At 70.0% G+C, this 21,010-nt stretch carries 20 protein-coding genes; 9 read left to right on the top strand and 11 right to left on the bottom strand.

Features of this window, described 5'->3' with window-relative positions:
* Window positions 1-32: 32 nt before the first annotated feature.
* From QSK34_RS35720 to QSK34_RS35735, 4 genes are read left to right on the top strand one after another with little or no spacing between them, the layout of a single operon-like run.
* Window positions 33-548 carry a hypothetical protein gene (locus QSK34_RS35720; RefSeq protein WP_285590968.1) on the top strand — a complete coding sequence of 172 codons (516 nt, stop codon included), beginning with the start codon at window positions 33-35 and terminating at the stop codon, window positions 546-548.
* 40 nt (window positions 549-588) lie between these two features.
* The gene (locus QSK34_RS35725) at window positions 589-912 is read left to right on the top strand and encodes a hypothetical protein (protein ID WP_285590969.1); all 324 of its coding nucleotides are present in this window, start codon (window positions 589-591) and stop codon (window positions 910-912) included.
* Window positions 913-929: 17 nt separating this feature from the next.
* Complete coding sequence (rpmG, locus tag QSK34_RS35730) at window positions 930-1,094, top strand: 50S ribosomal protein L33 (RefSeq protein ID WP_062354197.1); 165 nt, start codon at window positions 930-932, stop codon at window positions 1,092-1,094.
* A 3-nt stretch (window positions 1,095-1,097) separates the two neighbouring features.
* On the top strand, window positions 1,098-1,340 hold the full coding sequence (locus QSK34_RS35735) for a type B 50S ribosomal protein L31 (RefSeq protein WP_062339748.1): 243 nt from the start codon (window positions 1,098-1,100) through the stop codon (window positions 1,338-1,340).
* On the opposite strand, the gene QSK34_RS35740 is transcribed toward QSK34_RS35735, so the two are convergent.
* Window positions 1,328-1,717 (bottom strand): MerR family transcriptional regulator, encoded by a 390-nt coding sequence (locus tag QSK34_RS35740; protein ID WP_285590976.1) that lies wholly within the window; start codon window positions 1,715-1,717, stop codon window positions 1,328-1,330. The genes QSK34_RS35735 and QSK34_RS35740 overlap by 13 nt on opposite strands.
* A 53-nt stretch (window positions 1,718-1,770) precedes the next feature.
* On the opposite strand from QSK34_RS35740, the gene QSK34_RS35745 reads away from it, so the two are divergent.
* Together QSK34_RS35745 and QSK34_RS35750 are read left to right on the top strand one after the other, a co-directional pair.
* Window positions 1,771-2,676 (top strand): zinc-binding dehydrogenase, encoded by a 906-nt coding sequence (locus tag QSK34_RS35745; protein ID WP_285590978.1) that lies wholly within the window; start codon window positions 1,771-1,773, stop codon window positions 2,674-2,676.
* The gene (locus QSK34_RS35750; RefSeq protein WP_285590980.1) at window positions 2,673-2,981 is read left to right on the top strand and encodes a gamma-glutamylcyclotransferase family protein; all 309 of its coding nucleotides are present in this window, start codon (window positions 2,673-2,675) and stop codon (window positions 2,979-2,981) included. Before QSK34_RS35745 ends, QSK34_RS35750 begins: the two co-directional genes overlap by 4 nt.
* A 4-nt stretch (window positions 2,982-2,985) precedes the next feature.
* Here the strand turns inward: QSK34_RS35750 and QSK34_RS35755 are convergent, their stop codons facing one another.
* From QSK34_RS35755 to QSK34_RS35790, 8 genes are all read right to left on the bottom strand, one after another.
* A complete protein-coding gene (locus tag QSK34_RS35755) occupies window positions 2,986-3,972 on the bottom strand; it encodes a LacI family DNA-binding transcriptional regulator (RefSeq protein WP_285590982.1) in 987 nt (328 codons plus the stop codon).
* Between the two features lie 194 nt (window positions 3,973-4,166).
* Window positions 4,167-7,670: a ThuA domain-containing protein gene (locus QSK34_RS35760; RefSeq protein ID WP_285590984.1), complete on the bottom strand. Its 3,504-nt coding sequence runs from the start codon at window positions 7,668-7,670 to the stop codon at window positions 4,167-4,169.
* Window positions 7,671-7,698: 28 nt separating this feature from the next.
* Window positions 7,699-8,532: a sugar phosphate isomerase/epimerase family protein gene (locus QSK34_RS35765; protein ID WP_161483888.1), complete on the bottom strand. Its 834-nt coding sequence runs from the start codon at window positions 8,530-8,532 to the stop codon at window positions 7,699-7,701.
* On the bottom strand, window positions 8,533-9,753 hold the full coding sequence (locus QSK34_RS35770; RefSeq protein WP_407929445.1) for a substrate-binding domain-containing protein: 1,221 nt from the start codon (window positions 9,751-9,753) through the stop codon (window positions 8,533-8,535).
* A 3-nt stretch (window positions 9,754-9,756) separates the two neighbouring features.
* Window positions 9,757-10,680 carry an ABC transporter permease gene (locus QSK34_RS35775; protein ID WP_161483890.1) on the bottom strand — a complete coding sequence of 308 codons (924 nt, stop codon included), beginning with the start codon at window positions 10,678-10,680 and terminating at the stop codon, window positions 9,757-9,759.
* Window positions 10,677-11,642 (bottom strand): ABC transporter permease, encoded by a 966-nt coding sequence (locus QSK34_RS35780; RefSeq protein WP_030456843.1) that lies wholly within the window; start codon window positions 11,640-11,642, stop codon window positions 10,677-10,679. The genes QSK34_RS35775 and QSK34_RS35780 overlap by 4 nt, the downstream gene beginning before the upstream one ends.
* A complete protein-coding gene (locus tag QSK34_RS35785) occupies window positions 11,639-13,081 on the bottom strand; it encodes a sugar ABC transporter ATP-binding protein (protein ID WP_285590988.1) in 1,443 nt (480 codons plus the stop codon). Before QSK34_RS35785 ends, QSK34_RS35780 begins: the two co-directional genes overlap by 4 nt.
* Before the next feature lie 298 nt (window positions 13,082-13,379).
* Window positions 13,380-14,327 carry a zinc-dependent alcohol dehydrogenase gene (locus tag QSK34_RS35790; protein WP_285590990.1) on the bottom strand — a complete coding sequence of 316 codons (948 nt, stop codon included), beginning with the start codon at window positions 14,325-14,327 and terminating at the stop codon, window positions 13,380-13,382.
* 49 nt (window positions 14,328-14,376) lie between these two features.
* Between QSK34_RS35790 and QSK34_RS35795 the strand changes: the two genes are divergently transcribed.
* A complete protein-coding gene (locus tag QSK34_RS35795) occupies window positions 14,377-15,087 on the top strand; it encodes a MerR family transcriptional regulator (RefSeq protein WP_285590992.1) in 711 nt (236 codons plus the stop codon).
* Between the two features lie 38 nt (window positions 15,088-15,125).
* On the top strand, window positions 15,126-17,063 hold the full coding sequence (recQ, locus tag QSK34_RS35800; protein ID WP_285590994.1) for a DNA helicase RecQ: 1,938 nt from the start codon (window positions 15,126-15,128) through the stop codon (window positions 17,061-17,063).
* A 270-nt stretch (window positions 17,064-17,333) separates the two neighbouring features.
* Here the strand turns inward: recQ and QSK34_RS35805 are convergent, their stop codons facing one another.
* Window positions 17,334-17,555: a hypothetical protein gene (locus QSK34_RS35805; RefSeq protein WP_030456848.1), complete on the bottom strand. Its 222-nt coding sequence runs from the start codon at window positions 17,553-17,555 to the stop codon at window positions 17,334-17,336.
* A gap of 90 nt (window positions 17,556-17,645) precedes the next feature.
* Window positions 17,646-18,842 (bottom strand): ROK family protein, encoded by a 1,197-nt coding sequence (locus tag QSK34_RS35810; protein WP_285590996.1) that lies wholly within the window; start codon window positions 18,840-18,842, stop codon window positions 17,646-17,648.
* 154 nt (window positions 18,843-18,996) lie between these two features.
* Between QSK34_RS35810 and QSK34_RS35815 the strand changes: the two genes are divergently transcribed.
* On the top strand, window positions 18,997-21,006 hold the full coding sequence (locus QSK34_RS35815) for a beta-galactosidase (protein ID WP_285590998.1): 2,010 nt from the start codon (window positions 18,997-18,999) through the stop codon (window positions 21,004-21,006).
* Window positions 21,007-21,010: the final 4 nt, after the last annotated feature.

A 21,010-nucleotide genomic window follows, 5' to 3' on the forward strand; every position in this document is an offset into this window, starting at 1 on the left:
CGACTTCATAACGTCGTTTAGGGTGAGACGTCGTGATCAGGCGAGTCTCAGGCGTTCTCTGGATCGACCACGGGTCGTTCTCGATCCTCGACCTCGACGGACTGTCCGATCGTCCCGACGCGCTGGATCCGTGGGATCTCTTCGAGCGCACCGACGAAGACGGCAACTGGCTGGCCGCCACTCCGAACATGGCGGCCGCGCGCAGCCGGACATATTGGCACAAGGCCGAATTCGCACTGGAACTGTGGGACGCGGAGCCTCCCGTCAGCGGAGAGAACCGCACCGTCGAACTCTTCAGCAGTTCGGGCAAGGTACGGCCGACCGGTTCCCAGGGCACTTCCGGGCCGTTGCTCGACCTCGGTGCGCCGGAACGCTCCTGGCTGATGCGTGCGTATCGCATCCCATTGCCGGGCCCCGTTCTCGGCGACGATGTCGACCCCGAGGACGACGACGCCTTCGAACTGGCGTGGCGCGACTTCGAGGAATGGCGATTCCAGTTCTGGCCGCCAGGCACAGGCCCCCGTGGCGGGCCGGTGGGAGGGGTCTGATGGGTGTGGACGTGATCGTCATGCACCTGGAAGGGGACTAATGGCGTCCGGGCTTGCCGAGAGCATGGATCGGCAGGCGCTGCGCCTGCGTGAGCGGCTGCTCTTCTGGGCAGCGGTGCTCGCCGGAGCGCCGTGCGTCTACCTCGGAGCGTTCGCGATCAGCCTCCGCGAGTACGACGAGGACCGGATCGCGGCCTTCCTCGGAACCGTGGTGACGGGCGGCGGTGTCGTGTTGTTGCTCGCCGGCATGTGGATCAGACGGAGGTCGAGGCGGTCCTGGATCGTGCCGATCGTCTACCTGGTGATGGCGGCCGTGCACCTCGTCTGGCTGGTTCTCGATCCCGCGGGAATATCCCAACTTTGAAAACGGTTTTCGATCCCGTGAAGCGAAGTGACCTCCGCCCGCTGGTCCGGCTCCGGTCCACCGCAGGTACCGGTGTGACCTATGTGACCAGGAAGAACCGTCGCAACGACCCAGACCGGATGGAGTTGCGCAAGTACGACCCCGTCGTCCGGCAGCACGTGACCTTCCGAGAGGAGCGCTAGCGCATGAAGAAGGGCATCCACCCCGAGTACCGTCCCGTGGTCTTCCGCGACCCGAGCGCGGGCTTCGCGATCCTGACCAGGTCGACGGTGCGGTCGAACAAGACGGTGGAGTGGGAGGACGGCCAGACCTACCCGGTCGTCGACGTCGACGTCAGCTCCGCCAGCCACCCGTTCTACACGGGCAAGAGCCGCGTGGTGGACTCGGCCGGGCGCGTCGAGCGCTTCCGCCGCCGCTACGCCAAGTGATCTCCGAGCCGGCCGCCCATGGCGGCCGGCTCTTTCGTTTCGCACAGTCTCCCGCCGCCGGTGATCTCGCCGAGGACCTGCTGGAGGTGGCGGATGCGGCGGTGGGCCTCGGCCACGAGGCTCTCGGCCAGGCGCCGCCAGTCGTCGGGCGACGGATCCGGGGGCAGGTCGTCCAGGACCTCTTTGATCTCCGCCACCGACAGGCCGACACGCTGGGCGACGCGGACGACCTTGGTCCGGCAGACGTCGGACTTCTGGAACCGCCGCTGGTTGCCCGCGGTCCGTTCGGCCGTGAGGAGGCCGTGGGTCTCGTAGAAACGGACCGCCGAAGGGGCCACGCCGCTCTCGCGGGCCAGCTCTCCCACCGTCAGCGTCATGCGGGCCTCCCGGGCTTGACTTCAACAAATGTTGAACTCCTAGTCTGCCGGACATGACGACACATGCGGTCATGGTGACCGGGTTCGGCGGCCCTGAGGTGCTGGAACTCGTGGAGACTGCCGATCCGGCCCCGGGTGACGGCGAGACCCTGGTCGAGGTCGGGGCCTCCGACACCCTCCTGCTGGAGACCGTCGTCCGGTCGGGGCTGGGGCGGGACTTCTGGCCGATCCGGCCGCCGTACGTCCCCGGTGGGGGAGTCGCCGGGTGGGATCCCGACGGGCGGAGGGTGGCCGGGTACACGAACGGCTACGGCGGTTACGCCTCCAAGGCCGTGGCCACCTCGGTCGTGGAGGTGCCCGGCGGGGTCTCCCTCCAGGCCGCCGCCGCCCTGCTGCACGACGCGACGACGGCACTGGCCCTGTTCGAGGCGACGAGGATCGGGCCGTCGGACACGGTGCTCGTCGTGGGAGCCAGTGGCGGACTCGGGGTGCTGGAGATCCAGCTCGCGCGGGCTCGCGGCGCCAAGGTGATCGCGGTCGCGCGGGCGGCCAAACTGGCGAGGGTCGAGGAGTTCGGCGCCGACGTGCTGGTCGACGCCGCCGACCCGGAATGGCCCCGGGCGGACGTCGTGCTGGACAACGTCGGGGGCGCGCTCGGCGCCCGCGCCGTCCCCCTGGTCAACCCCGGGGGCAGGTTCTCGGCGCACGGCGCGGCCGGTGGGGCGTTCACCCCGGTCGACCGGCCGGACGTCGCCGTGACCGGCATCGAGGTGGCGCAGCTCTCCGCGGACGACCGGGTCCGCCACCTCACCGAGGCGTTGCGGCTGACCGCCGAGGGCACGCTCCGGCCGGCCGTCGGGCAGACGTTCCCGCTGGCCGAGGCCGCGTCGGCGCACGCCGCCATGGAGGCCAGGCTCGTCTTCGGTAAGACGCTGCTCACTGGCACACTGGGCGGGTGATCTTTCTCTTCTCGTACGGCACCCTCCAGCTCGAACGGGTCCAGCTCGCCCAGTTCGGCCGCCGCCTGGAAGGTCGCCCCGACGCCCTCCCGAACCATCGCCTGACCACGATCACGATCCCCGGCGGCACGTTCCCCATCGTCCAGCGGTCGCCCGGTGACGAGGTGCTGGGCCTGATCTACCAGCTCAGCCCCGCGGAGCTGGCCGCCGCCGACGCCTACGAGGGCGTCGAGTACGCCCGCCGGCTGCGCACCCTCAAGTCAGGGCTCACCGCCTGGGTCTACCTCTCCAACGAGTCGGTCTGACGGATCACCGGGTCGACTCGCGCACGACCAGTTCGGGCTGGAACATGATCTGCTGGTGGGCGTGGGTGGCCGGGTTGTCGCACTCGTCGAGCAGCAGTTCGGTCGCCGCCCGGCCCAGCTGGTGGGTGGGCTGGCGGACCGAGGTCAGCGACACCGCCGAGGCGGCCGCGAAGTCGATGTCGTCGTAGCCGATCAGGGCGACGTCGTCGGGCACCCGGACGCCCGCGTGGGTGAGCCCGCGCATCAGGCCGAGGGCGAGCAGATCGTTGGCGCAGAAGACGGCGTCGGGCAGGTCGCCCTCGCCGAGCAGCTTCTCGGCGGCCTGCTGGCCGGCGCGGGGGTTCATCGCGCCCATCTCGACGACACGCAGCGGACGGCCGAAGGCCCGTTCGGCGCCCGCCCTGCGGTCGAGGCACTGGCGGATGGTGAGGGGGCCCGTGACGTACACGATCGACCTGGCGCCCGTCTCCAGGAGGTGGCGCACCGCCGTCATGCCCCCGCCGACGTCGTTGACCGCGACCGAGCACTGGTCGGGGCGGTGGGCCGGATGGTCGACCAGGACGACGCTGATGCCCCGCGCGCGCAGCCGGTCGAGCCGCGCCGGGTCCTCGTCGGACGGGGTGATCAGCACCCCGCGCACCCGCTGCTCGGCCAGCACGAGCAGGTTGCGCTCCTCCTTGGCGCGGGACCCGGCCGAGTTGCTGAGGATGACGGCGTAGCCGAGATCGCTGGCCACCTCCTCCACGCCCGCCGTGACGTCGGTGAAGAACGGGTTGCCGATGTCGATCACCGACAGGCCGATGGTCTTGCTGTGCCCGGCGCGCAGCGTGGAGGCCGACCCGTGGCGCACGAACCCCAGCTCCCGGACGGCCGCCTCGACCTTCTCGCGGGTCGCGGGCGACACCTTCTCGGGTCGGTTGAGCACGTTGGACACGGTGCCCGGCGACACTCCGGCTCGCGCGGCGACATCCTTGATGCCCACGTCGCTCATGGACGTTGATTAAAACGTAATAAGCGCCAAGAGGCAACGCAGGGTGGTCCATGGTGCGAAATGACCTGGAAACTCGTTATTGACGGCACAGTAACGCTCATCTGCCGTCCGGAAGAACTTGAAACGTTTTTGGAGGTTGGCCTCTGATGGTCGGAACCGGCCCCCGGACGATCTCCGGGGGCCGGCCGGTCACGCTAGCTGATCCGGGTCAGCGACCACTGCTGGCTGCTGGCCGAGGAACAGGTGTTCTGGCGGAGCTGGGTCAGGTTGGCGGTGTCAGGCACTTCCAGGCACAGGTTGCTGTGCCCCGCCTGGATCCGCCAGTTCGACCCTTGCGCCGTGAACCGGTACGACTGGTTCGAGTTCGTGTGGCAGGCCCACTGGACCACGAGCGCGCCCGCCGCGGTCGACGCGCCCGACACGTCCAGGCACTTGCTGGAGTGCGTCGCCTGGAGCCGGAAGGCCCCGCTGCCCGCGTCCACGAACCGGAACCGCTGGTTGGTCCCGGTGCCGATCGTCCACTGCACGGCCCTGGCGCCGTCGGTCGTCGACTGGCCCTCGATGTCCACGGCCTTGCCGGAACCGACGTTGACGATCTGGTAGACGCCGTTCGCCACCGGTCCGGTCGTCGAGGTCCCGCCGCCGACGCCCTGACCCTGGAGGGTGAAGGAGTCGAGGTCGAACTGGTTGGCCGTCGGGTGCTTGAACACCAGGTAGAACGTCTGGCTGCCGCTCACCCCTGTCACGCTGGTGACGGGCGTCGAGACGTAGTTGTCCCAGCCTCCCGTCGAGGGCACCGACGTCGTTGCGAGCAGGGTGCCCGTCGCCGAGCCCGCCCGCAGCTCGATCGAGCCGCCCGTGGAGATGGAGGACAACCGGTAGGAGATGCCGGTCACCCCCTGGGTCGCCATGGGCGTGAACGCGATCCAGTCGTTGTTGGAGATGTCGCCGACCCGGTTGCCGTTCTCCGCCGCGGCCTGCGCGACGACCCGGACCCCGGAGGAGTTCGTGAAGTGCTCGGCCTGCTTCTGCTTGGGCTGGAGGATCAGCTCGGCGCCCTTGGTGAGGCCGCCGCTGTCGGTGTACGTCGCCGACAGGACGTAGAACACGTTCTGGGTCGGCTCGTGGCCCGACTGCCCGGTCGTGATCGTGGCCGAGCAGCCGGTGCGCTGCTCGACGTCGTGGCTGTGCGTGTCGTGTCCGAGGGCGACGATGACCTGCACGCGCGAACAGTCGATCGACCCGTCCTCGGGGTCGCTGCCGGTGATCGTGTAGGAGATCGTGTCCCCGAAGTTGAACGCGCCGCCGTTCGGCGGTGCCGAGAACTGCAGGGTCGGCGCCGTGTTGCCCACGACGACCGGCACGGTGGCGGTGCCGGTCTTGCCGCCGGCGTCCCTGACGGTCAGGCGCGCGGTGTAGTTGCCGTTGGAGGTGTAGGTGAAGCTCGGGTTGGCCGACGTCGAGTCGACCGAGCCGTTGTCGGTGAAGTCCCACGCGTACGTGATGGCGTCACCGTCGGGGTCGGCCGAGCCCGCCGACGAGAACTGCACCGTCAACGGCGCCTGACCGGAGGTCGGCGTGCCCGACGCCCTGGCGATCGGGGCCCGGGAGCCGTTGATGTAGTCGATGCGGTAGACGCCGTCGTCGGTGTTGGCGCCGCCGAAGCCGGTACCCCAGTCGATCATGTAGAGCGACCCGTCGGGGCCGAACTTCATGTCCATCGGGGAGCGGAACTGCATCGACGACAGGAACCGGTTGATCTTCAGCAGGTTGCCGGAGTTGTCGAGACGCATCTCGGCGATGAAGTTCCGGCTCCACTCGTAGAAGAACGGGGTGTCGTCGAAGTACTGCGGGAACTTCGTCTCCGAGGTGTTGTTCGGGTCGAAGTGGTAGAACGGGCCGCCCATCGGGGCCGCGCCGCCGCTGTTGCCCATCTCGGGCCACTGGGCCGCGCCGCTGTAGGTGTACCAGACGTTCGCCGCCCGCGCGGCCGGCAGCGTCTGGAGACCCGTGTTGTTGGGCGAGGTGTTGGTCGGCGATGAGCAGTTGAACAGCGGTCCCGACGTGTTGGTCGCGAAGTTGAAGTCGTTGTACGGGGTGTTGTTGCCGGTGCAGTAGGGCCAGCCGTAGAAGCCGGGCGACTTGATCAGGTTGTACTCGACCGTGCCGGCCGGGCCTCGGCTGGAGTTGGCCGAACCCGCGTCGGGGCCGTAGTCGGCCATCGAGATCCAGCCGTTCTCCTTGTTCACCGCGAACCGGAACGGGTTGCGGAAGCCCATGGCGTAGATCTCGGGCCGGGTCTGCGCGGTGCCCGGCGCGAACATGTTCCCGCTCGGGATCGTGTACGTGCCGTTGGCCTCCGGGTGGATGCGCAGGATCTTGCCCCGCAGGTCGTTGGTGTTGGCCGCGGTGCGCTGGGCGTCGAAGTGGGCGCGGCCCGAGCGCTCGTCGATCGGCGCGTAGCCGGACGAGGCGTTCGGGTTCACGTCGTCGCCGACGCCGATGTACAGGTTGCCGTTCGGGCCGAACGTCAGGTAGCCGCCCGTGTGGCCCGGCTCGTCGATGCGCTCGGCCGGGATGGTGAGCAGGACGCGCTCGTCGCTCAGGGCGCTGGGCGCGGCCGAGGCGGTGTACGTGAACCGCGACACCCGCACGATCGACTGGCTGCCGGACGGCGAATAGTAGAGATAGAGATAGCGGTTCGTGGCGAACGCCGGATCCAGTGCCAGGCCGACCAGGCCGTCCTCACCGCCGGTGTAGACGTTGAGGGTGTGCGCGGTCGAGATCTGGCCGTTGGCCGGGTTGATCGTCTTGAGCTGGCCGGCCCGGCTGACGTAGAACACCGTCTTGTCGGGCGCGATGTCGAGCTGCATCGGCTGGTTGGGCGCCGAGTCGAGGGTCACCTTCTGGAACCGGTTCCAGACGGTGCCGCCGCAGCCGCCGGCCAGTTCGCCGCCGGCCCAGCGGATCCCGCCCAGCACGTGCTGCTGGAAGTAGGGCTCGCTGTACGTCGAGGCGGTGTGCCCCATCGCCGTCGCCCAGACCTTGGCCGTGCCGACCTCACGGCACCACGAGATCGGGTGGTCGTGCCCCATGGCGTTGCCGCCGGGGGAGTAGGTCGTCTCGTCGGCGGTCACCAGGATGTGCGCGTCGCCGCGGATGCTGCGGTCGAAGTTGTACCACTCCTCGGTCCGCGTCCAGCGGTCAGGCAACCCGGACGTGGACGGATGAACGTCGTCGGCCACCTTCGCGGTGCCCTGGACGATCGCGGAGTGGGCCGGCATGTGCGCGCCCGCCTGGATGAGGTTGTCCCAGTACGGGAACGTCGCCTCGATCCCCATGTCGGTGGCGTTGTGGATGGCGACGATGCCGCCGCCGCCCTCGACGTAGCTCTGCAGGGCCTGGCGCTGGGAGTCGTTGTCCCAGACCATGCCCGAGTTCTGCAGCATGATGATCACGTCGAAGGTGGCCAGGTTGGACGTGGTGAAGGAGCTGGAGTTGTTGCTCTGGACGACCTCGAAGTTGTTCGCGGCCGCCATGTTGTTGACCATCGTGACGCCCGCGGAGATCGAGTCGTGCACGTACCCGGCCGTCTCGGTGAACAGCAGCGCCCGGAAGACGGGCGCCGCCGCAGCCGGGGCTGGTAGCGCTAACAGAATCAACAGCGGGGTCATCAATGCGATGAAGTACCTGCGCATGGCGCTCCCTGGGAGGGTGCGGGATGTGTCAGAGAGCCCGGAGGAACGCGAGCCCGTCGGTTGCCAGGGCGTCCTGGCTCCGGGCGAGGGGCCGCCAGATGGAGGCGGCCGTGGCTATCGTGCGGTTCTCCGCGGTGAAGGACTCGATCACGAGCGGCCCTGAATAGCCGATCTCGTGCACCGCGTCGATGAAGGATTTCCAGTCGAAGTGGTCGTCTCCGGGCGCCCCCCTGTCCGTCCCGCACACCTGGATGTGCGCGACCCTCTCACCGGCGAGGCGCACGGCCTCGGCGGGACTCTTCTCCTCGATGTTCATGTGGTACGAGTCGAGCATGATCCCGCAGTTCTCCGGGATGGCCTCAAGGACCTGCTCGACGGTGTTGACCAGGCTGGTCTCGTACCGGTTCAGCGCCTCGACCCCGACCCGCACGCCGCGTTCGGCGGCGTAGTCGACGACCGGCGCCAGGTTCTCCCGGAGCTGCCGGTACGCCGCCCGCCGCTCCTCGGCGGACAACAACCAGGTCCGGCCGACGGAGGCGTACGCGGGCCCGCCGATCGCCGGGGCGCCGACGCGGACGGCGACGTCGACGACGTGCCGCAGGTAGTCCTGGGTCCGGCGGACCACGTCGGCCGAGGCGTCCACGAGCTCACGGCCCGGCGGCATCACCAGCGCCACCGACGCCCGCAGGCCGTGCTCGGCCAGCACGTCGGCGGCCCGCCCGGGATCCCAGTCGCCGGGGTTCTCGACGGGGAGTTCGAGCACGTCGAACCCCCAGCCGGCGACCCGGGGCGCGAGCGCCGCCAGGTCGCCGTCGGTCAGCGGCGACACCCAGACCCAGGTGTTGACGCCGATGGGGAGCATCTACTTCCCGCCCCACTTCCCGGGGAAGCCGGGCATGGACTCGCAGCCGCACAGCGCGTAGTGCAGCAGCGGCATGTTGGGCTGCAGGTAGGTGCCGAGGTTCTCCTGGGTGATCTTCGGCTGCGGCAGGTTCCACATCTTCGGCACCTCCTCGCCCTTGAGGATCTTCAGCGCCGCGATGATCGGGGTGCGCCACTGGTAGGTCGGGTAGGTGGGGGCGACGGCGGTCAGGTTGCCGTCCTTCCACTTCTGCAGGAAGTCCTGCTGGTCCTCGCCGACGAAGGCGGGAACGGGCACCCCGGCGTCCTCGAACGCCTCGATGGCGGCCACGGCGGTCGCGCCCGCGTCCATCCAGACGCCGTCGATCTTGCCGTGCCGGGCGATGTAGTCGGACACGATGCTCTTGGTCTTGGCGGCGTCGCCGTCGGTGAACTCCACGCCGATCACCTGGAGCTGGGACTTGTCGAAGGCGACCTTGGCGGCCGACCACCGGGTCTCCAGCACGTCGACGCCCGGGAGGATGCGCAGGGCCAGGATCTTGCCGCCGGCCGGCACCTTCTCGATCAGGAACTCGGCGCCGTCGGCGCCGAAGGCGTACCCGCCGATGGGCTTGATGAAGGTGACCGGGCAGTCGGTCTCGACGCCGCGGTCGAAGACGATGACCGGGACCTCGGGGCAGGCGCCCGAGACGGCCGGGGTCAGCGTCGCGGTGGTGTTCGGGGAGATGATCAGCGCGTCGCAGCCCTTGGACTGGAGCTCGGCGATGTCGGAGATCTGCTTGTCGTCCTTGCCCTCGGCGTCGAGAGCGGTGAACTCCTTGATCTCCTTGTGCAGCGCGACCTCCTCCTGCATGGTCGTCCAGCCGACCTGCCGCCACGGGTTGTTGACCGCGGCGTTGGAGAAGCACAGGTGGTAGGGGCCGTCCTTCTTGTACTTGGCCGTGTCGACCATCTGCGGCGCGATCGCCTGCTCCCACGGCTTGTCGCCCGGCCCCTCGGCCGTCTGCGTCCGCATCGCGAGCTGGGCGTCGTAGTCGGCCTGGACGAAGAAGTCCGACTGCTCGCCGGTCCCGGCGGAGGCCGCCTCGGAGGCCGCGGCCGACGTGGCGGGCGCGGCGCTCGGCTGGGCGCTCGCCCCGGTCGGCGGCAGGTCACTGGCGCACCCCGCGGCGGCCAGTGCCAAGGCGGCGACCGCCACCAGTAAACGACGCATGGACGTCACTCCTTACACTTTCGAAGGTGTCAACCGCAGGGCCGGGAGCCGCAGGCCCCCGACCGCCACGGCGGCAATGATGATCACTCCCTGTACGGCGTACTCCAGCGCGCCGGAGATGCCGTGCAGGTTGAGCAGGGTGAAAAGGGCTTCGAGGGTGAACGCCCCCGCGATGGCGGCGACCACGTGACCGCGCCCGCCGCCGAGCACGACCCCGCCGAGCACGACGGCGGTGATCGCCTGGAACTCGAGGCTCTGGCCGACCTGCGCCGACACCCCGGCGAACCCGCCGAGCAGGATCCCGGCGACGGCGGCCGACAGTCCGGACAGCATGAACGCGAACACCCGCACCCGGTCGACCCGGACGCCGCTGAGCCGCGCGGCCTTCTCGTTGTCCCCGGCCGCGACGAGGGTGCGCCCGAAGTCGGCCCGCATCAGCAGCACGGCCGCGACCACGACGACGGCCAGGATCGCGACCGCCCACACGCCCTCGCGGCCGAACACCCGGAACCCCTGCGAGAGCGCGCCGCGCGGGGCGCCGCCCGTCCACAGGAAGACCGCGCCCGAGAGGATGAGCATCGCGCCCAGCGTGGTGATGAAGGAGGGCACCCGCAGCCTGGTGGTCACCAGCCCGTTGACCAGGCCGACCAGCAGCCCGATCACGACGAGCAGGGCCAGCACCGGCCAGGTCATCGCCTCGTCGCCGTCGATCAGCCGCGCCGCGACCACCACCTCGACGGTGACCAGCGACCCGACCGACAGGTCGAACTCGCCGGAGACGATCACGAAGTACTGCCCGGCGGCCAGGATGGCCAGGGGCGCGACCCGCTTGAGGAACGCCAGGAACCCGGCCGGTTCGAGGAAGAAGGGGTTGGCGGCGGCGATGGCCACCAGCAGCCCGGCCAGCACGACGAAGATGGGGATGGCCCGTTTCACGACGCCCTCCTGCCGGTCCGGCGGGCGTAGACGGCGACCGCGACGACGATGACGACGCCGCGCACGACGTCCTTGAAGAACGAGTTGACTTCGAGCTGGTTGAAGACGCTGTCGAGCACCGCCAGCAGGAGCACCCCGCCGACGGTCCCGGCGACCCCGCCCCGTCCGCCGGCCAGCGCGGTGCCGCCGAGCACCACCGCGGCGATCGACTCCAGGTCGTAGCCGCCGTCGGTGCCGACCGTGGGCGCCCCGGCGCCGAGACGGCTGGCCAGCAGCAGCCCGGCCACGCCCGCGCACAGGGAGCACAACACGTGCGCCGCGATCACCACGCGGTCGGTGCGCACGCCGGAGAGCCGCGCGACCTCGACGTCGCCGCCGACGGCGTAGACGCGGTTGCCGAACCGGGTGCGCCGCAGCAGGAACCAGACGCCGACCGCGACCGCCGCCCACAGGATCGCCGCGACCGGAACAGGGCCGACGCGGGAGTATCCGAGCTGCTGGAACTCGACCGGCACCCGCCCGGCGGGCCCGTCGTAGAGGTGGTCGAGCACACCCCGGATCACGAGGGCGACCCCGAGGGTGGCGATGAAGGCGTGCACCTTCAGCTTGGTGATGACGACGCCGTTGACCAGCCCGACCAGCGCGCTCACCCCGAGCGCGACGACCACGGCGGTCAGGATGTTGGACGACTGCCCGGCCATCGTCTCGGCCGCGACGAGCGAGACCAGGCTGATCAGGTACGCCACCGACAGGTCCAGCGACCCGGCCAGGATGGCCAGCGTCTGGCCGACCGCGACGATGCCGAGGGCGGCCGACCGCTGCTGGATGCCGACGAGGTCGTTGAGGGTGAAGGTGCCGCCGTCGAAGGCGACCAGGGCCCAGCCGATGGCGAGGGTGGCGATGAGGGCGGCGTACACGGCCCGGGTGGGGTTGGCGACCAGGGCGACCACACGACCGGTCATGCGGCGGCCTCGTCGGCCGCGGCCAGCGCCATGACGGCCTCCTCGGTCGCCCCGGCCGGCAGGTGACCGGCCACGCGGCCGTCGCGGAGCACGACGATGCGGTCGCTCATGCCGATGAGCTCGGGTAACTCGGAGGAGATCATGAGAATCGCGGTCCCGGCGCCGGCGATCTCCCGCATGAGGTCGTGGATCGCCGCCTTGGCGCCCACGTCGACCCCCCGGGTGGGCTCGTCGAACAGCAGGACCTTGGGGGCGACGGTCAGCCACTTGGCCAGCACGACCTTCTGCTGGTTGCCCCCGGACAGGTACTTCACCTCGGTCTCCTCGCGGGGTGGTGAGAGCTGCACGCGTCGCAGCAGGTCGGAGACGGCGGTGCGGGAGCGGTGGCCGATCGCGCGGGCCACCAGGAGGGCGTTGTCGCGGACCGGCTGGTTGAGCGCCAGGCCCTCGGCCTTGCGGTCCTCGGTGACCAGGCCGATCCCGGCGGCCACGCCCTCGCGGACGCTGGTCGGCCGCACCGGCGTCATCTCGCCGCGGGTGAACGGCTCGGCCCCGAAGATGGCCTTGGCCAGCGACGACCGGCCCGACCCCTGGAGGCCGGCGACGCCGACGATCTCCCCGGCGCGCAGTTCGAGGTCGATGCCGTCGAGCTTGGCGTTCCCGGCCTGGGCCAGCGTCAGCCGGACCTCCCCGACGGCCGAGGCGTCGGCGCGGGGCGGGAAGTAGGCGTCGAGCTCCCGCCCGACCATCATCTTCACCAGCTCGGCCGTGGTGACGTCGGCGGCCGGCACGGTCGCGACGTGCGCGCCGTCCTTGAGCACGGTCACCCGGTCGGCCAGGTCGAACACCTCGCGGAGCCGGTGGGAGATGTAGAGGACGGCGATCCCGCGTCCCTGCAGGCGCCGGATCAGCCGGTAGAGGAGCTCGACCTCGTGCTCGGCCAGGGCGGCGGTGGGCTCGTCCATCACGACGATCCGGGCGTCCACGCTCAGGGCCTTGACGATCTCGACGACCTGCTGCTGCGCCACCGACAGGTCCTTGACCAGGTCGCGCGGGCCGAACCCGTGCTCGTCGAGTTCGTCGAGCAGCCGGGCCGTCGCCTCCTCCATCGCGGCCCGGTCGACCAGCCCGCGCCGGGTCGGCTCGCGGCCCAGGAAGACGTTGTCGGCCACGCTGCGCTCGGGCAGCAGGTTGAACTCCTGGTAGATGATCGCGACCCCGGCGCGCTGCGCCTCCACGGGATGCGCGAACGACCGCGTCGTGCCGCCGATCTCGACGGTGCCCTCGTCGGGCTGGTGCACCCCGGCGAGGATCTTCATCAAGGTGGATTTGCCGGCGCCGTTCTCGCCGACGACGGCGTGCACCTCTCCGGCATTCGCCGACAGATCGATTCCGCGCAGGACGCGGATCCCCAGAAAACTCTTGCCGATGCCAGTCATACGCAGGATGACCTGCGCGGACTCAGCCGGTTTCTGGTTTGTGTCCTCCATATTGCCGGATGTTAAGCGGGACTTTTGACGGCTGCAAGGCAAAAGTCGGCACGTTGATAACCTTTTTAGGGGTGCTTTCGAGTGCCTTCCGGCGTCTGGTGCGCGCTTCTGTCTGACTTTTGCGGGTTGACAATCGAAACTGACGTGGGCGATCGGACCGGGTGGAACGGACCATGAATTTCAGGGGTTAGTTCAAGGCGCTAACGATCCGACCGTAGCCAGATTTAGGTATGGCCCAAATCGTGATTTAGGGCTCGATAACGATTTTGAGACCCTGCCGTGACTGCGCTTCGCCGAACGCCTTGGCCGCGTCCTGCAACGCGAACCGGCCCGACACCAGCGAGACCAGGTCGACCCTGCCCTGGGCGACGAGCTTGATCGCCCGCGGATAGACGTCGTTCATCCGCCGCGCCATCGCGATCGTCAGCCCCTTGCGCCGCGCGGTCGAGGCCCGGAAGACCGTGCGGTCCTCGTCGGGGATCCCGGCCAGCACGACCCGCCCGCCCGGCCGCGCCATCTCGAAGGCGGTGTCGACGGCCTGGTCGGTGCCGGCCACCTCGAACACCACGTCGAGGTCGCCGTGCGGGTCGGTGTCGGCCCCCAGCTCCCGCGCCTTCGCGGCCCGGTGGGGCAGCGGCTCCACCGCGGCGACCATGGAGGCCCCGGCGATCTGCAGCAACTGGATCAGCATCAGCCCGATGGGCCCGCACCCGACCACGCCCGCGGTCCCGCCGAGGGGGAGATGCCCCAGGTCGAACGCGTGGATGGCGACGCCCAGCGGCTCCAGCAGCGCGCCTTCGAGGTCGGACACCGAGTCGGGCAGCGGGTGGAGGTGGGCGCTCGGCCAGGCCAGGTACTCCCGCAGGGCGCCGTCGGTCCGCCCGTGCCCGGCGAACCGCACATTGGGGCACAGGTTCCGGTAGCCGCGCAGGCAGGAGGGGCACGCCTCGCAGGGCACGGCGGGATCGACGGCCACCCGCCGCCCGTCGAGCGTCACCCCCGCGAACTCGTGGCCGACCACGAGCGGCTGCGTCAGCTGGGCGTCGCCGATGCCGCCCTCGCCGAACCAGTGCAGGTCCGACCCGCACACCCCGACCGAGGTCACCCGGACGACGGTCTCCCCGGCCTGCGGCACCGGATCGGCCTCTTCGTGGATCCGCAGATCGGCCGCCCCGTGGAGTCGTGCCACCAACATGGGAATCTCCCCTTGAATCGGACGTTACGGCAGGTCGTACGGTTGCCGCATGTGGACGATCGGCCAGCTCGCGCAGGCGACCAGAACGACCGTACGCGCGCTGCGTCACTACGACGAGATAGGTCTCCTGCGCCCGACGGAACGAACCCCCAACGGGCACCGCCGTTACGGCCCGGAAGATCTGCGGCGACTCTATCGCATCCGGTCATTGCGGACATTCGGCATGTCCTTGGAGGAAATCGCCGCGTCGCTGGAGGCTCCGGAGGCCATGGAAACACTTCTGTATGCGCAACTGGCTTTTCTGTCGAAACGCGCCGCCGAACTGGACGCCCTGAAAGCGCAGCTGACCCGCCTGCTCGACCACGACCACCCCGACGACTACCTGAAAGCGCTGGAGCTGATGGCCGTGTTCGACGCCTATCTCACCCCCGAACAACAGGACTCCCTGGCCGCCCGCCGCGAGGCCCTCGGCCCCGAAGCCGTCGAATCGGCCAAAAAGGATTTCCGGACACTGGTCGAATCCCTGCTCGCCTGTGTACGAAACGACGTCGCCCCCGATTCGGACCAGGCCCGCGACGTGGTGGCGAAATGGGACGCCCTCGGCGCCGCATTCCACACGGCCGGCACGGGCACCGAGGCCGCCACCCGGAGAATGTGGGACGAGAACAGCGAGGAGATCAGCGCCCGCCTGCCGTGGAGCGCGGAGGAACTACGGGCGATCGTGTCGTATGCGGACACGGTGCGGGCGGCTCGCGATTGAGGGACGGGATTGTCGTCCGGGCTCGTTAGGGTGTGCGGGTGGCTTCCCCCGACGAGCTCGTCCCCTGGCCCGACGCCGAGGCCCCCGACTGGGACGACGAAGACGAACCGCGGCTCGAGATGGCCCCCTGGGCCGAGGAGACCCGGTTCACCGATCCTCACGACGTGCTGAGCCGGGTGTTCGGCTACGACACCTTCCGTGAGGGGCAGCAGGAGATCATCGACCACGTCGTCGCGGGCGGCGACGCGCTGGTCCTGATGCCGACCGGGGGCGGGAAGTCGCTCTGCTACCAGATTCCCGCCCTCGTGCGGCCGGGTGTCGGCGTGGTCGTCTCGCCGCTGATCGCGCTGATGCAGGACCAGGTCGACGCGCTGACCGCGCTCGGCGTCCGGGCCGGGTTCCTCAACTCGACGCAGGACATGGGGGAGCGGCAGGCCATCGAGGCCCTGTTCGTCGCCGGTGAGCTCGACCTGCTCTACCTCGCGCCCGAGCGGCTGCGGTCGGAGCAGACGATGAACCTGCTCGACCGGGCGAAGATCTCGTTGTTCGCGATCGACGAGGCCCACTGCGTCTCCCAGTGGGGGCACGACTTCCGGCCCGACTACCTGGCCCTCTCGGCCCTCCACGAGCGGTGGCCCGACGTGCCCCGGGTGGCCCTCACCGCCACGGCGACCCCGGCCACCCACACCGAGATCGCCGCCCGGCTCAAGCTCGACGACGCCCGCCACTTCGTCGCCAGCTTCGACCGGCCCAACATCCAATACCGGGTCGTGCCGAAGAACGAGCCGAAGAAGCAGCTGCTCGATCTGCTGCGCAACGAGCACAAGGGCGACGCCGGCATCGTCTACTGCCTGTCGCGCAACTCGGTGGAGCAGGTGGCCGCCTTCCTCGCCCAGAACGGCATCCCGGCGCTGCCCTACCACGCCGGTCTCGACGCCCGCACCCGGGCGGCCCACCAGGCGCGGTTCCTCCGGGAGGAGGGGCTGGTGATGGTGGCGACGATCGCGTTCGGGATGGGGATCGACAAACCCGACGTCCGGTTCGTCGCCCACCTCGACCTGCCGAAGTCGATCGAGGGCTACTACCAGGAGACCGGCCGCGCCGGGCGCGACGGCCTGCCGTCCACCGCCTGGATGGCCTACGGGCTGCAGGACGTCGTCCAGCAGCGCCGCATGATCGACACCTCCGAGGGCGACGACGCCCACCGGCGGCGGTTGTCCCGCCACCTCGACGCGATGCTGGCCCTGTGCGAGTCGGTCGGCTGCCGCCGCGTCGGCCTGCTCGACTACTTCGGGCAGAAGTCCGGGCCGTGCGGCAACTGCGACACCTGCCTGACCCCGCCCGAGTCCTGGGACGGCACGGTCGCCGCTCAGAAGGTCCTGTCGACGATCCTGCGCCTGCACCGCGAACGCCGCCAGAAGTTCGGCGCCGCCCACATCACCGACATCCTGCTCGGCCGCGACAACGAGAAGATCCGGCAATACGGCCACCACACGCTGAGCGTCTACGGGGTGGGCACCGACCTGCGCGAGCCCGAATGGCGCGCGGTCATCCGCCAGCTGCTGGCCCTGGGCATCCTCGACGTCGAGGGCGGCGATTACCCGACGCTGATCCTCACCGACGCCAGCGCCGACGTCCTGCGCGGTCAGCGGACGATCGAGATGCGCAAGGACCCCGAGCGCAAGGCGTCCCGGGTCTCCGTGGCCAAGTCCGCGCCCCAGGCGGCCGACCTGTCCTCCGAGGCCAGGCCGCTGTTCGAACGCCTGCGCGCCTGGCGCGCCGCCACCGCGAAGGAACAGGGTGTGCCGGCCTACGTCGTCTTCCACGACGCGACCCTGAAGGAGATCGCCACCCGCCTGCCGTCGACCCTCGCCGAACTCGGCACGATCAGCGGCATCGGCGAGAACAAACTGGCCAAATACGGCGAGTCGGTCTTGGAGGTGGTGGCGGGGGAGCCCGCCGACGCGGCGGAGTGAACCGGGGAGAGCGGTCGGGTCCGTTCGTCGGGCAGGCCGCCGACGGGGCCGAGGGAACCGGGGAGAGCGGCCGGTTCGGGCGCTCGGCCGATGATGGCCGGGCCGGGTCACCTGAGGCAGTTCCTCGGGCAGGCCGCCGACGCGGCCGAGTGAACCGGGAAGCGACGATGGCCGGGCCCGGTCACCTGAGGCAGGTCGTCGGGCAGGCCGCGCTCAGGGCGTGCACGACCTGAAGCTCCGGCGCCCCCACAGGCCGGAGCCGGGGCCTCTTTACTGCTGGGCGAGCCGTTCGAAGAGTTCCAGGGCCGCGGCCCTGACCTCCTCCGGCGACACCCCCTCCAGCACCGATCGGGCCTGGTCCTCGTCTCGCGTGGTCGCGCAGGTGATCGCCACCGAGGTGGCGGCCGCGTGCTCCAGGGTGCCGGCGGGCTGGTTGTCGGCCAGTTCGCGGGCGCTGAGGGCGAGGTCCAGGATGTCGCGTGAAGTGCCCAAAGTGATCTCCTCGGCCAGTGGGGGGTTTGACGCCATTCTGCGGTATGCGCTCCCTCACGCGACGGAAATCCGTAAGGTCAGCGCGCCGAACTAGCTTACGGCGGGCTCCCGCGACACTGACGACGAGGTGGTGCTGAGGAGGAATTCGTCGACCACCAGGGTGGCCGCGCCCAGGGCGACGGCGTCGGGGCCGAGCCGGCCGAGCACGATCGAGGCGGTCGAATAGGGCTGGGTGAGGCAGTTCTCGGCGGCCTTCTGCTTGATCGTGGTCAGCAGGTGCTGGCCGAGCAGCAGGCCGGCCCATCCGCCGACGACGATGCGCTCGGGGTTGAACAGGTTGATCAGGTTGGCCAGGCCGGCCCCGAGGTATTCGACCGTCTCCTCGACCACGGGGGAGCCCGAGGTCACCAGTTCGGCGAAGGCCGCCTGCTCGGTCGAGGTGTCGACGTCGATTCCGGCACGTTCCAGCACGGCCTCGGCGCCGATGTAGGCCTCCAGGCACCCGCGCCCGCCGCACCGGCAGGACCGGCCGCCGATGGCGATCTTGGTGTGGCCCCACTCGCCCGCGGAGCTGTTGGCGCCCCGGTAGGTCATGCCGTCGGCGATGATGCTGGCGCCCACACCCGACCCGATCAGCGCGATCACCGCGTGGCGGGAGCCCCGGCCGGCGCCGAACCACATCTCGGCCTGGCCCATCGTCTTGGCGCCGTTGTCGATGTGCAGCGGGAAGGGGGTGCCGGCGCGCAGGAGGGTGCCGAGCGGGACTGAGTGCCAGCCGAAGGTCTGCGCGTGGATCATCGCCTCGGGGCCGCGTTCGACGATGCCGGGCACGCCGACGCCCACGCCGAGGACCTTCGACGGCGGCACCCCGCTGTCGGCCACGACGGCGTCGATCCCCGACAACACGTGGCGCACGACGACGTCGACGTCGTGGGCGCCGGGGCGCAGCGCGAACTCGCTCTTGGCCAGTTCGTTCATGTCGAGGTCGAACAGCTCGACGCGCACGTGGGTCTCGCCCACGTCGACGCCGATCGCGAAGCCGTAGGTCGGGTTGACCCGCAGCAGCACCCGCGGGCGTCCGCCGTCGCTGTCGACCAGCCCGGCCTCGACGATGATGTCGTCGGCGAGCAGGTCGCCGGTCACGTTGCTGACGGTGGCCGCGCTGAGGCCGGTCAGGGCGGTCAGCTCGTGGCGGCTCGTCGGGCCCGCGAAATAGAGGGCGCGCAACAGGACCGCCCGGTTCCCCCTTCGGAGATCGCGGACGGTGCGTCGCTCGGGCCTCACCATGATCTTCCTTCCCCCACGTCTGCGCCCATGTTAGATCAGAGCCAAAAATAAGTCATCCGACGTGGTCGGAGCGTTACCAATGATCCATGGGTGACTTTTTTCAAGATATAGACTATGTATTAGAGCAATACGGTGTACCAGCGAAGGAGTGAGCGTGGCCATCGAGGTCCGCGACGGTGTTACCGTCATCGACGGCGAGCCGCAGGTGCTCGTGACGGCCGACTATCCCTACTACCGGGACGACCCCTCGGTGTGGCGTGACCGGCTCATCGCCATCCGCGACGAGCTGGGCATCCGCGTGATCACGTGTTACCTCCCGTGGCGGCACCACCAGCCGACCCCGGACGGGCCGCCTGACTTCTCGGGGGAGAGCCAGGGGAACCGTGACGTGGTGGGATTCCTGGCGCTCTGCCATGAGCTCGGGATCCAGGTGGTGGCCAAACCCGGCCCGTTCATCCACGCCGAGACCAACTACGGCGGTCTGCCCGACTGGGTGTGCCCGAAGCACAACCCGGCGATCGAGGCCGTGCTCGACTCCGCCGGCGAGGCCTCGAACTGGCTCGGCGACCCGCTGCCCGCGCCGCTCGCGCCGCTGTTCGACGGCATGGTCACCCAGTGGCTCAACGCCACCGGCAAGGAGGTCATCGAGCCGGCGACCTGGCCGAACGGGCCGATCATCCTGATGCAGATCGCCAACGAGGGCATCTACACCAGCGGCGCGCTCCCGCTGAGCGCCTATGACTACAGCGCCTCGGCGCTGGCCTTCTACCGCGACCGGCTGAAGGACTGGTACGGCACCGTCGAGGAGTACGACCGCCTCCACGGCACCGCGATCGGCGACTGGTCCGACATCGAGCCCCCGAGGGAGTGGACCGGGCCTGCGCGATCGGAGGAGCTGCAGTCCTACGCCGACTGGGGACGCTTCCACGCCGAGTACATGGCCGAGGTCTACCACCGCTGGAGCGCCGCCGTCGCCGCGCGCGTCCCGGTCGTGGTCAACCTCAACCCGCCGGCCGAGCACCACCATTCGTTCGACGACTGGCTGGCCCGCGTCCGCCCCGAGATCTGGGACGGCATCAACTACGGCTTCACCAACTGGATGGGCGTCGTCTCGGCCAACCGCGACTCCCACGCCCGCTACGTGACGGCCGCCAAGCGCGCCCCGGGCCCGAACCTGGAGGAGAACTGGGGCTTCTCCAAGCTCTACGACCCCGCCTACGCCGACGGCACGACCTCCTACCACCAGACGCTGCTCGCCCTGGCGGCCGGCGCGACCGGGTTCAACGTCTACACCGGCGTCAACACCTCGGGCTGGACCGACGACCTCGACGACGTGCACGAGTCGCCCTACCCCGACTGCGCCCCCATCGACGAGAACGGCGAGCCCACCCCGAAGGCCCACACGCTGAAGTCGATGTCCGACTTCCTGACGCTGCACGGCGCCGAGTTCCTGGAGTCGCGCCCCGAGCGGGCCGGCGCCTACGGCCTCTACCTGCCCTACGCCGGGATCGCCGCCTTCTCTCCCGAGGGCTCCGACGCCCCGCAACTGGGCCGGTCGCTGCGCGCCTACCACGAGCGCTGCCGCGCCGAGGGGGTCGACTACGCGCTGGTCGAGCTCCAGGGCGCCACCGTCGACGACCTCGCCGTGCACGGGAACGTGACCGTGCCGGGCGGCCCGTTCATGCACCGCCACGTGCAGGCGCTGCTGGCCGCGCACATCGCCGCGGGCGGCTCGGTCGTCGTCGACGGCCCGGCGCCGTCCCTCGACGAGGACCTCCGTCCCTGTACGGTCCTCGCCGACGCCCTCCCCTCGGCCCCCGCCGCCGTGGAGTCGCGGGTCCGGGTCACGCACGGCCACGCCGACGCCTACCTGCGCGTCCACCCCGACCGCGACGTCGCCTACCTGACCGTGCTGACCCAGAGCGACCACGAGGGCGCCGTCTGCCTCGAACTCGACGGGCGGCCGATCGAGCTGATCACCGCCAAGGGCGGCGCGGCGCTGCTGCGCCTGGTCGACGGCGAGCTCGACGACTTCCTGGTGAAGGGGATCAACACCTACCTCGACTCGGCGGTCCCCGCCGGGGTGAAGCACGGCGACCGCATCCACATCGCCGACCACCCCGCCGACCTCGATCGGGTGGGAGGCCGGTTCCGGGTGTCCTGAAACA

Origin of the sequence: Herbidospora sp. NBRC 101105 (assembly GCF_030269205.1) — a bacterium.
GTDB lineage: Bacteria > Actinomycetota > Actinomycetes > Streptosporangiales > Streptosporangiaceae > Herbidospora > Herbidospora solisilvae.

What these genes read in the sequence shown, in the direction of transcription:
- QSK34_RS35725 (WP_285590969.1), top strand. Translation starts at nt 589, where the DNA reads ATGGCGTCCGGGCTTGCCGAGAGCATGGATCGGCAGGCGCTGCGCCTG.
- QSK34_RS35735 (WP_062339748.1), top strand. Translation starts at nt 1,098, where the DNA reads ATGAAGAAGGGCATCCACCCCGAGTACCGTCCCGTGGTCTTCCGCGAC.
- QSK34_RS35740 (WP_285590976.1), bottom strand. Translation starts at nt 1,717, where the DNA reads ATGACGCTGACGGTGGGAGAGCTGGCCCGCGAGAGCGGCGTGGCCCCT.
- QSK34_RS35745 (WP_285590978.1), top strand. Translation starts at nt 1,771, where the DNA reads ATGACGACACATGCGGTCATGGTGACCGGGTTCGGCGGCCCTGAGGTG.
- QSK34_RS35755 (WP_285590982.1), bottom strand. Translation starts at nt 3,972, where the DNA reads ATGAGCGACGTGGGCATCAAGGATGTCGCCGCGCGAGCCGGAGTGTCG.
- QSK34_RS35760 (WP_285590984.1), bottom strand. Translation starts at nt 7,670, where the DNA reads ATGCGCAGGTACTTCATCGCATTGATGACCCCGCTGTTGATTCTGTTA.
- QSK34_RS35765 (WP_161483888.1), bottom strand. Translation starts at nt 8,532, where the DNA reads ATGCTCCCCATCGGCGTCAACACCTGGGTCTGGGTGTCGCCGCTGACC.
- QSK34_RS35780 (WP_030456843.1), bottom strand. Translation starts at nt 11,642, where the DNA reads ATGACCGGTCGTGTGGTCGCCCTGGTCGCCAACCCCACCCGGGCCGTG.
- QSK34_RS35785 (WP_285590988.1), bottom strand. Translation starts at nt 13,081, where the DNA reads ATGACTGGCATCGGCAAGAGTTTTCTGGGGATCCGCGTCCTGCGCGGA.
- QSK34_RS35790 (WP_285590990.1), bottom strand. Translation starts at nt 14,327, where the DNA reads ATGTTGGTGGCACGACTCCACGGGGCGGCCGATCTGCGGATCCACGAA.
- QSK34_RS35795 (WP_285590992.1), top strand. Translation starts at nt 14,377, where the DNA reads ATGTGGACGATCGGCCAGCTCGCGCAGGCGACCAGAACGACCGTACGC.
- QSK34_RS35810 (WP_285590996.1), bottom strand. Translation starts at nt 18,842, where the DNA reads ATGGTGAGGCCCGAGCGACGCACCGTCCGCGATCTCCGAAGGGGGAAC.